Annotated in this window: 10 protein-coding genes and 1 pseudogene; 7 read left to right on the forward strand and 4 right to left on the reverse strand. The window is 46.8% G+C overall.

All coding sequences use genetic code 11. The features are described from left to right. Positions 1–5: 5 nt before the first annotated feature. On the reverse strand, positions 6–1886 hold the full coding sequence (locus L876_RS0103875; protein WP_028762591.1) for an alkaline phosphatase D family protein: 1881 nt from the start codon (positions 1884–1886) through the stop codon (positions 6–8). Between the two features lie 31 nt (positions 1887–1917). After that, on the reverse strand, positions 1918–2568 hold the full coding sequence (locus L876_RS21040) for an MliC family protein (protein ID WP_081730625.1): 651 nt from the start codon (positions 2566–2568) through the stop codon (positions 1918–1920). A 144-nt stretch (positions 2569–2712) separates the two neighbouring features. On the opposite strand from L876_RS21040, the gene yegS reads away from it, so the two are divergent. From yegS to L876_RS0103905, 5 genes and pseudogenes are all read left to right on the forward strand, one after another. After that, positions 2713–3648, forward strand: a complete 936-nt coding sequence (gene yegS, locus L876_RS0103885) for a lipid kinase YegS (protein ID WP_248674464.1) — start codon at positions 2713–2715, stop codon at positions 3646–3648. Positions 3649–3663: 15 nt separating this feature from the next. Beyond that, the gene (locus L876_RS0103890; protein ID WP_037427933.1) at positions 3664–4593 is read left to right on the forward strand and encodes a dTDP-4-dehydrorhamnose reductase family protein; all 930 of its coding nucleotides are present in this window, start codon (positions 3664–3666) and stop codon (positions 4591–4593) included. Between the two features lie 9 nt (positions 4594–4602). Next, positions 4603–5853 (forward strand): annotated as a pseudogene (locus L876_RS21045) (sensor histidine kinase). After that, the gene (locus tag L876_RS0103900; RefSeq protein ID WP_028762594.1) at positions 5853–6380 is read left to right on the forward strand and encodes a response regulator transcription factor; all 528 of its coding nucleotides are present in this window, start codon (positions 5853–5855) and stop codon (positions 6378–6380) included. Before L876_RS21045 ends, L876_RS0103900 begins: the two are co-directional and overlap by 1 nt. A 247-nt stretch (positions 6381–6627) precedes the next feature. Beyond that, positions 6628–7605, forward strand: coding sequence for a sensor domain-containing diguanylate cyclase (locus tag L876_RS0103905; protein WP_028762595.1), 978 nt, complete (start codon positions 6628–6630; stop codon positions 7603–7605). A 93-nt stretch (positions 7606–7698) separates the two neighbouring features. On the opposite strand, the gene L876_RS0103910 is transcribed toward L876_RS0103905, so the two are convergent. Both L876_RS0103910 and L876_RS0103915 read right to left on the reverse strand, forming a co-directional pair. Next, a complete protein-coding gene (locus tag L876_RS0103910; protein ID WP_028762596.1) occupies positions 7699–9753 on the reverse strand; it encodes a TonB-dependent receptor in 2055 nt (684 codons plus the stop codon). Between the two features lie 134 nt (positions 9754–9887). Next, positions 9888–10475 (reverse strand): response regulator transcription factor, encoded by a 588-nt coding sequence (locus tag L876_RS0103915; RefSeq protein ID WP_028762597.1) that lies wholly within the window; start codon positions 10473–10475, stop codon positions 9888–9890. 308 nt (positions 10476–10783) lie between these two features. On the opposite strand from L876_RS0103915, the gene L876_RS0103925 reads away from it, so the two are divergent. Next, entirely contained in the window at positions 10784–12520 is a 1737-nt protein-coding gene (locus tag L876_RS0103925) for a sensor histidine kinase (RefSeq protein WP_156029376.1), read from the forward strand. Between the two features lie 398 nt (positions 12521–12918). Next, positions 12919–13080 carry a hypothetical protein gene (locus L876_RS22680; protein WP_156029373.1) on the forward strand — a complete coding sequence of 54 codons (162 nt, stop codon included), beginning with the start codon at positions 12919–12921 and terminating at the stop codon, positions 13078–13080. Positions 13081–13168: the final 88 nt, after the last annotated feature.

Raw genomic sequence — 13168 nt, forward strand, 5'->3', positions numbered from 1 at the left:
CATCGTTAAGCAGTTCTTGGTGGCTTAAAATCGGTTTGCGACATGTCGGCGTGTAACACGGTGATCTGGTTCGGTGCGCCGTTGGCGTCTAATTTCACTAAACCTATGCCGCTGCGATTTATGAGTCGTTGGCTGCGATAACCATTAGGGCGACGACCACGAATTGACATACGTTTGCGCTTGGTGAAAAAGTTAAGCGGCGAAAAGTGCCCGTATAGCCACCCATTAAATTTATCGAAGATAGGCAGCAGTTTTTCAGGAAACTGGTTCTTAATACCGCTACAGGTGATTTGATAAATTTTGGGGCTCATTGACCGAAAACGAATGCCAATGTCGTAGGCAAATGAGTAGTGCACATCGCCCGATAAAATGACAAATTGTTGTGGGGTTTTTCTGTGCTGAAAGATGCTCAACAGAGTATTGGCCGTGCCTGGATGCGCCATCCAGTTTTCGGCATCGACCAATAAGGATGCACCGAAAAAGGTGGCGGTGCGTTGCACCGCTTCAATCATTTTCACCCCAAATATTGGCGCGGCAGAGACGATAATCACTTTGTCTTGTCCCACAAGCTGCTGCTGAAACTCCATCAAGGCTTCCCAGTCCATTAACCCTGAGGGTTTAGCGAGGTTTGATTCGCTTCGCCACCTTTGTGTGCGCGTATCTAACACCACCAATTTGGGACTCGTGTTGAGTGTATAGTGCCAATGATTGAACTCCAACAAGTTGTCGATGAGTTGGTCATGCATGGCTTCATCGGGTTTATCTAAGAACTGTTGCAGCTGGGGGGTGATCTCTGCAGCAAAGCGACTCGGTTGGTTGCCGAGCCCTTGAAACAGGGTGTAGCCGATGAGTGCATTGCCTATAATACGTTTTGAAAAAGGATGGCCATAGGCAGCTTGTTCCCATTTAGCGGTGAGGTTCCAATCATCGGTAATGTCGTGATCGTCAAAAATCATATAGGTTGGCAGATGCGCCATTAGCCGCCTGACTTGGGTTAATCCTGCCTTGAACTCCAGTAGATGAGTCCACTCCCTTTGCCAGCGCAGTGTATTGGCCTTGGATAAACCATTGACTTGTTTGGGGATGTCTATCTGTTGCCATAGCTCTGGCGACCAGTTCAGCAGATAGAGCGCGATGATTTCTGCCAAACTGGTTAGGTGGTTCTCTGCGATTGACGAGGTAAAGATAGGGTGATTAATGTACCAGCGTACTAAGCCTGTCGCGGCGGGATACTCAGTTCTGGGCAGGAGTTTTTTGTGACGCTGATACATTGCCGCAGGGTGGTAGCTGATCTGCTTGCTATGAGTCAAAGCGGTCTGCTGAAACTGTTCATCCCTTAGTCCCAGCAGTTCAATGGTTTTGCCTATGGCGTAGAGCATTGGGCCTGCGATATCGTCGACATAAACCTGATCGCCACTAAGCATTAAGAGTGCCGGTCGAGTGCTTGGCGCGGTATCTTGTGCCAGTAAAGTATCGGCTGCAACGAGTGCATCACCGCTGTGATGATGTGCGTTGCGACAAGAGCCATGCAACAGCTGGTCGATTTCAGTTTTTACCACAAAATGCGGTTGATGTTGCGGCGTGTAAGTGAGTTGCTCAACGTGATCAAACAGCGCGCCATGTTGGCTATCAATCAGTTGGTAACTGATTGCTTCACCCACTTTATTAAGTTGTGGCTCATTAACATGAATCAGGTACTGGAAAGCGCGCTCACCGAGGGCAAAACACTGTCGTTGTGCGCCTTCCAGTGGTGAAATTTTTCGCTCAGCGAGCATCAACGTTAACGAATTTAACGGTTCGCTGGTGACGATCCACAAAGTGAAGTTGTCTTGATCGCAGTGACGCAGTATGGGTCCTGCGAGGACCAATGGTAATGCTGAATTCATGGTGTCCTTAATTTCAACTGACTGCTGTGGCTTAGTCTAGCTTAATGCATTTCATCTGCGGTGCTTGGTATCCCCAGGTGATAAGGGCTTCGCCATGGTGTTCCCATAGCTGTTCATTTTGCCCTTGGTATTTGGCGCCGCTTGCACTGGGTTCACTGACCATTAACGAGACGCTGTCACCGTACTCGGCAATTAAACTTGTAGGGTCGGTGTCGAAATAGGTCACCACCACTTCATTTGCAGCTTGGTTGTCACAACGATAGGAGAAGGGGCCTGAACTCTCCACGAGTCGGTATCTGGCCTGCAGCTCAACTATTCTTGATTGGTAATTAAGTACGACACAGTTAGCTTTATCATCACTTTTCCAGCAATCATTGCGACCCTTGATCCAGCCCCGCTGCTCAGCTTTTAACACCGGAGGATGTTCATTATGGGCTTTTGCGGTGGCAAGGATGTATACGTCCGCAAGCTGTCTATCGAGCATCGCAAGTTGTGGCGTTTGGCAAATAAGGGATTCAATACTGCTTAGCGATGCACTGTTGCAGTGGTAACTTGGGGATGCGTCAGTTTGATTTGGTTGCGTGTTGTCGCGAGGCACATTAGCTTGAGAGGCGCTACTCAGCAATAGGCTGCTGGCGAACAGTAGTGATAGGTGATGAATGCTTGTTGTCGCTTCCAGCATAGGTAGAGCTTCCTTGTTTACGTAATCTAAGGAGCATATCGCGTCATTAATAATGCGGCAAATATTTGTCGCGAATATACCGGAATCGCTAGAGGTGATTTATCGGGGGAAATAGGCTTTAAAAGCGCAACTAAAAGCGGCATCATGAGCAAAATGACTGCCGGAACTGACATGAAAATTCGTCTCATATTAAATGGAAAAAAAGCAGCACTAGAAACGGTTAGGCAAGCAATTACCGCAGTGCGTGGCCTGCATGAGCTTGAGGTGAGGGTGACCTATGAAGCCGGTGATGTTGCTCGCTTGGTGACAGAAGCCATTGCTGAGTCATGTTCGCGTATTGTTGCTGGTGGTGGTGATGGCACGGTAAACGAAGTGGTCGATGCCCTGATGCAGCACCCCAAAGCCGATCGCCCTGAAGTGGCTATTTTTCCGTTGGGTACGGCCAATGATTTTGCTTCGGCTTGCGGCATTTCTGACGATTTAATAGAGGCGCTATCAATAGCGGTAACAGGTAAACCTTATTGGATTGATGTGATTAAGGCTAATGAACGGCATGTCATAAATGTCGCCAGTGGTGGCTTTGGCGCACAGGTGACAACCAATACACCCGTGGCATTGAAAAATTTTCTCGGCGGCGGTGCCTATACATTAACGGGGGTTATTCAAGCGATAAATTTTAAACCCTATGAGGGAGAGTTTATTGTAGAGGGCGAAAGCTCGTCGAGTCAGTTACTTGTGGGGGCAGTGTGTAATGGCCGTCAAGCGGGTGGTGGTCAAATATTGGCACCCAAGGCTTACATCAATGATGGCCTAATGGATCTGGTCGCCTTACATGATTTTCCGATAGAGGCGTTATCTCAAGTGATTAGCGAGTTTTCTGCCCCGAAATTTAGCAATGAATATATTGTTTACACTCAAAACAAATCAGCTACTTGGCGCAGCTCACCAGCGATGCCTATCAATTTGGATGGGGAACCCATTACTGCTAACGAAGTAAACTTTGATGTGATTGCTGAGGCGATAAAAATGATTTTGCCGCCGAGCTGTCCAATGTTAAAACCTGAAAGTAAACCGTTATAGCGAGACCCTCATAGAATGAAGATTAAGGTAATGGTGACTGGGGCGACAGGATTGCTTGGCCGCGCCGTGGTGAAGCAACTTAGGTTGCACAATGACTATCACGTTATTGCATGTGGTTTTTCGCGTGTGCAAGCTGATGTTTATTGTCTCGATCTAACCGATCTGGATGCCCTTGACGCGTTTATTGAAACCCATCGTCCAACAATGATTATTCATTGCGCCGCAGAACGTCGTCCTGATGTTTCAGAGCTTGTGCCCGAGGCGGCATTAGCACTCAATGTGAGTGCATCAAATGGTTTGGCGTTGGCCGCTAAGCGTCATGGCGCATGGCTGCTTTATATCTCTACTGATTATGTGTTTGATGGCACATCTCCTGACTATGCAGAGCAAGATCCCCCTAATCCGGTGAATTTTTATGGTGAATCTAAATGGTTGGGTGAACAAGCTGTATCAGGCTGCAGTGAGGAATTTGCCATACTGCGACTGCCAATACTTTATGGTGCGGTAGAGCGCATAGAAGAGTCAGCTATCTTGGTCATGTTGGCACAGTTGCAAGCAACGACCACTGTGCAGCAAGATGATTGGGCGATTCGTAGTCCAACCTCGACACTGGATATCGCTCAGGCGGTCAGTAAATTAATTGACCATCAGCGACAAAGTAACAATGTACGAGGGGTTTACCACTTTAGCGCAAGCGAGCGCATGACCAAGTATGAAGTGGTGCAAATCATGGCGGAGCTGCTTGGGGTCGCGGGGGATCATATTGAACCCGCTAGCCATCCGATAGATATGGCAAAGCGTCCCAAAGATTGCAGCTTAAGTTGTGGTCGGCTCACATCCTTGGGGATAATAAGTACTATCAAGTTTGAACAAGGCCTAAAATATAGCTTGGGTGAGTCGGCAGTAGCGCTTCAAGGCATTGGGCTGCATTATCAACAAAATTAAGGGGATGATGTGTCTTCTGTTGTCAATTTTAGGTACCAAGCATCTGATCAATTAGCCTTATTGCGCATGATGGGCCTAGTGCTCAAACTATGCCTCACCTTTGCGTTTGCCGAGACGTTTGGCCTTTCGCTGCATAGCCCTGCATTAAACATCGCTTTGATCATTGAAGCCATCTATTTAGGCTTTACCTTTTGGCTAAGAAAACCGCTATTTAACAGTGATAGTGGGCTTTTTATTGCACTATTACTCGATACGCTGTTGTGGATCACTTGGCTCTATTTTTCTGGTGGCGCGACCAATGCGTTTATCTCTTTGTTGCTATTACCCATAGCGATTGCTGCGGTACTCCTGCCTAAGTGGGCGCCTTGGTCGTTAGCGTTGTTATCAAATTTAGCCTACAGCGTGATGCTCTTTACTGTGCCGGATAATGAGATGCAGCATCATGGTATGGATATGCGTTCACATTATCTAGGTATGTGGCTTAACTTTGTTATTTCGTCGCTGGTGTTAACCACGAGTGTTGCCCTAATCGCTAAGCGACTGCGTCGCCAAGAGGCGGAGCTAGGCTATATGCGTGAAGCACAGTTACGACAAGAGAAGTTACTCGCACTCGGCACAGCCTCGGCGCAAATGGCACATCAAATGGCGACGCCTTTAGCCAGCTTACGCTTATTAGTTGATGAGTTAAAAGAGGACGAGGGAGCGCAAAATATCACCCTCGACGAAATGCTATTGGCCTTGAGTGTCTGCGATACCCGCCTTGCTGAGTTACGCTTAGCAACAGAGTCGATTAGAGCCGGTGAGTTTAAGTTTGTCACTCTCACACAACTGCTTGATACCCTAACGCAGCAGGTTAGCCTACTGATGCCCGATATCTCGCTGGAGCTTAAACCAAGTCAACAAGAAGGTGAATTGTGCATAAAATATGATGCTAGCTTACTGCCCGCTTTAGTGGCGTTAATTGAAAATGGTGCTCGAGCGAGTGGTGAGGCGACGGGAGAGCAAAAGGTGACGCTCTCTTTACGACAGGGGTAATACGGTGATGAAATTATCATCGCTGTGCGTGATTATGGCCATGGAATTCCTGACAGCTTGTTGACGCAGCTTGGGCATAAAATTGTCGAAAGCCCTAAAGGGATGGGCGTGGCGCTGATGTTAAGTCATGCGAGTTTTGAACGCCTTGGTGGCAAGTTGATTTTGGGTAGCGATTTAGCGGGAGGCACAGTGGCTCAAGTGCATCTGCCGCTATTGACGTCATGATGAAGCGTTTATTGATTATTGAAGATGATCGCAGTTTTGCGGCGATTGTCATGAGGCGGATGATTAAACATGGTTTTGAATGTCAACTTGCCCATGATGCTACTGAGGCGCTGCTGAGAGCAAGACAATTTAAGCCGACCCACATTTTACTGGATATGAAGTTGGATCAGGACAATGGCCTATTGCTTATTCCACCATTACGGCGTTCGCTACCCGACGTCACCATGGTATTGCTGACGGGATATGCCAGTATAGCGACAGCCGTCGAGGCGATAAGGCTTGGCGCTGATAATTACCTAGCAAAACCTGCCGATACTCAGACATTACTCAATGTATTGAGCGATAGGCCGATTGATTTATCTCAAACGCCGTTGGACGATGCGCCACTGTCTCCTAAGCGGGTAGAGTGGGAACATATTCAGCAGGTATTAATCGCCAATAACGGCAACGTATCAGCCACAGCCAGGCAGCTTGGTATGCATCGGCGAACTCTACAGCGTAAATTGTTAAAAAAACCCATTAAATAAGCGTTCGCTTACTCTTTTGTCTTTTTTAGGCCGCATCCACTCGTTATGAATGACTCTCTGTGGCGGGTCGGTTAGTGTAATCTGCTGTTTAAGTCGATTTATTGTTTGAACTGTCGTCCACACAAACCTATTATGAAGTTAACAAAATGTTAGTCACATCATTATGCTGATTGGTATTGAGTGATTGCCCTAAATATGTCGTTTCTCTAGGAAGGCGAAACAATCTCTTGTTGTACTGGAGGATTCGATGGCTAGCCAAAAACTTTATCATACCAATCGCTTCTTGCTAGATAATCCCAACGACCTAATCTCGATTGATAAATGGCAGAAAACGGTGAATCTACTTGCTCAGTTGTTTGAAGCTCCAGCAGGCTTTTTAGTGCAGCATACCGATAAAGGATTTCAAGTCACCATTGCCAGCCAGCAGGCGTCAAACCCTTATCCTGCCGGTGTGTTCATAGAGCCAGAGGTCAATATCTTTTGCCGAAAAATTGTCGAAACTGGCAAAGAGCTTTATGTTGCTAATGCACATGTTGAACCGTGCTGGGACACCAACCCTGAAGTGAAAAATGATGGCTTTTCTTCCTATTTAGGTGTGCCAGTGTTTTGGCCCGATGGTCGTTGTTTTGGAACATTCTGCGTGATGGATTATCGCAAAACCGATTATCAAAATAGTTATCTAGAGCTGATCCGTCACCTTAAGGAGATTCTTGAGGCAGACTTAAGTTTGCTTGGGCTCTATAGCGAAATGATGCAGCTTGCTAGGCTCGATGACCTATGTGGTATTAATAATCGTCGTGGATTCAGAGCGCTTGCCGAGCAAAGGATAAAGCTGTCACTTCGCAATGGCAGTAACTTGGTGATGCTCTACGTTGATGTTGATGAGTTCAAACGTATCAATGACGAGCATGGGCACTCGCTGGGGGATGAGGTATTAAAACTACTGGCTAAGGTGCTAAAGCAATGCATTCGCGTCACGGATGTGGTGGGTCGAATTGGTGGCGATGAGTTTGTATTGCTGACGTTGTGTCATGCCGAACAAGACTTAATGGTGTTAAAGGCGCGTATTATGCAAGCGCTCAGTGATGCCATCGCTGCAAGTGACCTGCCTCACTTCTCTATTACCATTGGCCATGAAACGGTTAAGCCTAGTGATAGTTTAGAGCGAGTGTTGGCCTGTGCCGATCAGGATATGTTAGCGCGAAAGCCACGGCGAGAGTCCTAGCCACCGGCAAAAAAAATCCCCGAGTACAGAGGTGTTCTCGGGGAAGGGGAAGCGCAGTGGAGTGTTCCCATAAACTGGTTTAGACGCTAGAAATTAGAAACGGTATTCTCCAGTGACCCAGGCATTTAGGCCTGTACCTGGCATACGCTGACCAGGCGCTAGGTCTGTATTCGATACTCGGTTGTAGCCCGCTAAATGGTCTTCGTAGTTGGTATCAAATAGGTTATTTACCCCAGTTTTTACCATCCAGGTATCGGCGTCATAACTCAAGGATAGGTTGACCAAGCCATAACCTGAACTGGCTTGTTCGAGTTGGGTTGTAGAGACTTTATCTTGTGCGGCGACGGCAACGCTTTCTATTCTGGCTAGCCAATTGCCACGCTGATAGTTAAGCCCTAAGTTAAGTTTAGGTGGAGCGATGCGGTAGAGGTTGTCATCAATATCTCGGCGTTCGCCACTGACATAGCTGGCCATCATGTCTAGTTGCCAGTGCGCGCTTAGTTGGTAGGAGGCAGTAATATCCATGCCGAGTAACTGCGCATCCACATTGGCAAACTCCATCGGATTGTCATCGCCCATCATCTTCGCAGCCATTATCACCACGGGATCCGTTGCGGTGACGCCTTGGATATAGTCATCGATGCGGTGCACAAAGATACGAGGGCTCAGGCTAAAGTTGTCTTGGTGGTAATCGGCGCCGAGTTCAAGCTGATAGGCGGTTTCTAACGCTAAATCCATTTTGCCGACATAGGTGCGTCCGTCTGCCAAACCTCCGGTCGATTGCATTGGCACCCACAGATAACGTTGCTGGTAACTGGCACTATCTTGTTTACGAGCCAAGCCGATAACCCAACTTAAGGATGGTGTCACTTGATAGCGGCCATTCATAACTAGATCGACACCAGTTTGTGATTGACTGCGATCGGCGCTGTTGTATCTGTCCATTAAGGTTTTGATTGCAGGCATGCTGCCCGCCATCGAGTGGTTAACTTCGCCAGCATCGGTTTGATAGTGCTTTACGCGCAGACCCAATTGCCAGTTCCAATGGTCTATATCTTGCTGCCACTGAGCGAAGGCACTCAAGGTATTGTCGGTGACATCATTAAAGTTATCGACACGGAACATAGGTTTAGTCGGATCTGTGATGACTGAGTTGTGCTCGCTAAACTGTGCGTTGAGCCCCAACAACCATGCATCTTGCTCAATGGTTATCGCGCTATCGTAGCTCTGGCTCTCGGCATTGTTATAGCGGGCGTTGGCGTTATCATTCTTAACTCGTTCACTAAAATTATCCATGCCATGGCGAGCGTCACTGTAGGCTAAGTGCCAGTTAAGATCCCAATTGCTGAGCTGGTGTTGTCCTTCAAGTTTTACCCTGTCGGTACGAATGAAATCAATATCCATCGGCAATACAGGTGTGCCAGCATTAGTGGTTTCTAGATGCTGATAGCTGATGGCAATCGACGCGTCCTCACTGCTGGTATCACTTAAGTTAAGGAGGTACTGCCCACCAACCATAGATTTGTCGTAGGTGGTCGGTGCTATCGCTTGGCTCGCCCCTGACTCCATATTGCTATTGGCTTGCATCAGATCGCCATAAAGTAACAAGGCATGCTGGTCATTGGCTAGGTTGGTTTGTGCGCCAATGTGAGCCTGATCGCCGTTGCCTTGGTATTGCGCTGCGACTGTTCCACTCACTTCATCAAAACGGGCCTGAGATTCAATCACTTTCAAACTGCCGCCTAGGGTATTCGTGCCCGCAGACACCGGGGCGATACCGCGTGTCATTTCTAATCGCTCTGTGTTGATAAGGCTGGCGTAACTGAGCGGTGTATCCATGGCGTTAGGACCTGCGCCTGCAAGCGACAGACCATTAACTTGGGTGTTCACTCTATCGCCAAATAAACCTCGATATTGGGCGATGCCAGTGAGCGGGCCATTACCGTTCACTGCGGTGCCGGGCAGGTTTGCGAGCAGGGCACTAATGTCGGCGACGGCGGCGCTGGATTCCGTGGTGATAGCACTGTAACTACCTTGGTGCTGGCCGGTGACTTCAATCACCTCAAAGGCTGATTCTTGTGCCAGAATCGTAGAAGACCAGAGAATCGCGGCAATAGAAACGGTTAAATAGGAAAGGCTTAATTTCATGATTAGGTTGTAGTTATGTTTTTGTTTGGTTAATTGTGTCAGCGCAAGGATAGGCTGACAAAGCAAAAGGGTCAGAGTGCGACAAGGTGTCGCAGGGGGAGGTGATTTTACCCTTGGTGTGATTAACGCTTGAGCTAAATATGACTATATTTAGCTAGTTCCGCCATATTGTGTACCTGTAGCTTTTTCATCACGTTGGAGCGATGCACTTCAATGGTTCTTAAAGACAGGAACAGTGCCTCCGATATCTGTTTGTTGGTTTTACCCTGTACCAGCAAGTGTAAGACTTGTCGTTCCCTTTCGCTTAATTTGTTTAAATTAAATCGTAATTGTGTTGATTCATATGCCTGTTGACTGTGAAGCATGCTTTTTTCAATGGCTTCGGCGAGAGCTTTTCCTGATACCGGTTTTTGGAAAAAGTCACAAGCGCCTTGTCTAAAGGCATTAACGGCCATGGGCAGATCACCGTGTCCGGTGAGAAATATTACTCCTAATGGACTGTCGGCATCTAACAAACGTTGCTGGATCTCTTGCCCTGTAACGATAGGCATACGACTGTCTAAAATAACGCAGCCTGGTAGGGTGAGGTTGACCTGATCCAAAAATGTTAGCCCACAGGAAAATGGTTGGAGTGAATAGCCAAACTGACGCAGCATAAAGGTGAGTGAGTCTAAAATGGCGGCATCGTCATCGACCAAGAAAAGGGGCAGTGTTTGCTTCATGCTGTCATGGTGCTCTGCGATTTAACTGATGAGACTAGATTAGGTGTTAGTGGCAATTGGAGCAATCTGTGTGCAATAGCCTTTGAGGCAGATCACCAATCTATCATCTTGTTCGATGATAATGAGGAGAGTTTGTTGCCTCTCACAACAAAAAAAACCACGTTAGCATAATTTAAGTTGAATAGTTTTTAATCGAGTTGACTATGTTGTATCGGGCGTTTTTTTACGTGTGCGTTATCTTGTGTGTCGGGTATTTAACCTTATTACCAGTAGCGGCTTGGGCGGTGGACGATAATGCCCAAAAGGCTATGCCGAGCTCGCAGCCTGTAAGCGAGTTTAAAGTCGGTGTGCTTGCTAACCACGGCGTACAAAAAGGGATTGTTCGCTGGAAGCCGATGATGGACTATCTCACAGCTGCTGTGCCAGGGACCCATTTTGAGGTGGTGCCGTTAGACTTTAATGAAATGAGCCGTCAGCTGTTATCCCATGAAATTCAATTTATTGTGACCAATCCAGGTCAATATCTAAACCTAAGCAGTAATTTCCCACTCTCTTGGTTGGCAACCATGAAGAGCCATCAACATGGCGGTGCCACATTTGCCATTGGTTCAACTATCATAGTGCGGGCCGATAGCGATATTTATACGCTCAAAGACTTAGAAGGCAAACATCTAGTGGCTAGCGATCCTCAAGCTCTTGGGGGCTATCAAGCCGCCATCGGGTTGCTGCATAAAATGGGTTATAACCCTGAAAACTACTTTGGGTCATTGCGGTTTCTTGGTTTTCCATTAGAGCCTATCGTTTACCAAGTTCGAGACGGTACCGTGGATGCCGCGATCACCCCTTTTTGTACCTTAGAGGAGATGATTGAAGATGGATTAGTCCGTAAAGCGGATTTTAGGGTGATTCACCCGACTATGCCGATGGGTTATGACTGTCTAGTGAGCACACAACTTTACCCTAACTGGTCTTTTGCGGCGGCGGAAACCGTACCGCCAGCCATTACTCAAAAAATCACTCAAGCGCTTTATGCGCTCCCCGCTGATCACCCGGCCGCGATTCAGGCGAAAACGCTTGGTTGGACAGCTCCTATTAGCCAGCTAAAGGTGATTAAGCTGTTTAAAGAGTTGCAATTAAAAGCGCCGCAACCTCCTTTGCATCAAACCGTTCTAAAGTGGATCGAGCGTAATAAGGAGTGGGGGCTGGCCTTGATGCTACTGTTTTTGGTATCGACCGTCTACCACCTGTGGTTAGAGTACAAATTTCGCGAGAAAAGCGAATTTCTAGTTGATACAGAGCGGCAACTGAAAGATAAGGCGTTGCAGCTTGAGCGTATGCAAAGTGCCACGATTTTAGGTGAAATAGGCTCAGGTCTTGCCCACGAACTTAATCAGCCGATTGCGGCAATCACTCAATACAGTGAAGGCGGTATGATGCAGTTAAATCATCGTGGTGAAACTGACCCCGAGCTGTATGAGCTACTTGCTAAAATTAATGCACAGTCAGTGAGAGCTGGGGCGGTAGTGCATCGTATAAGAAGTTTACTTAAACGACGTAAAGGCTCTTATGAGCAGGTTAATTTGGATGAGGTTATTAACAATACTTTGGTGTTGTTTAGACGTGAATTTAGCCGTAATGATATTAGCCTTAGTCATCAATTAGGTGGCGAGCCTTATCCAATTATGGCGGATGAAGTGGGATTGAGTCAGGTATTGGCCAATTTGCTAAAAAACAGCCTAGATGCCTTAGCCGAATCTAATGCTGTAACGGAAAAACGGATCATGGTGACCATAGATTACACACCTCAAGGTGTGTGTATTAAGGTTATCGATAATGGCCCCGGCCTGCAGCGCAAGGCGCAAGAGTTGATGGCCTCATTTTGTTCCACAAAAGATGATGGCTTAGGTTTAGGTTTAGCGATTTGTCGTGATGTCATTGGCCAACATGATGGTAGTTTTGGGATTGAAAATTGTAGTGATCAGTTAAATGCACCTTGGAGCAAAGGGTGTATGGTGACGATAAGCATTCCCAATGTGCGAGATTAAGCTTGTGATAGAAGGAGGCTAAATCATCCACAATTTTCGGAAATTCAAACGTCTGTTTGTTTTTCGTACCAGTGGTGGGTGGTCTGTTTTAAGGGGGGGTGATAATTATTTTTAGGGATAATTTGTCTGTGGTTTATTTTTAAATGATATTGAATACAAAATAAAGGCTTTGCAATTTATTGTTTTTATTTGTTTTGTTTGTTTTTCTGTTCATGGTTTTTCTTTGGGCTGGTCTAGTTGTATGACCAATAAAACTTATTGACTTAATTAAGCATGCAGCTTTTAATCAGTATCGGGTGTCGAATAAATCGAACGCCACGTGAGTTTTACTGTGCTGCCAAATGCTTAATTAGCGTTAGGCATATTAATTATTAATAAATGAACATTTGGTATGTATTATGGAAAACAATTTCAATCATGGACACGCGCCATCAGACAGCGAGTCAGACACCTTTAATGCGCACAAGCAACGTCGTATGTTTTTAAAATGGATGCTTGATGGCAATGAGACAGACCTGAAAGATGAGGAGCCTGATTGCTACGTGCTGGGTTACAACTGATTGACCGCATTAGGCACTAACCCACTCTCGACTGAGTCAATAAATTAGCGGCTGATGCATAAGCCGCTAATTTTTTATCTGGCGTTAT

The organism is Shewanella colwelliana ATCC 39565 (assembly GCF_000518705.1).
Classification (GTDB): domain Bacteria; phylum Pseudomonadota; class Gammaproteobacteria; order Enterobacterales; family Shewanellaceae; genus Shewanella; species Shewanella colwelliana.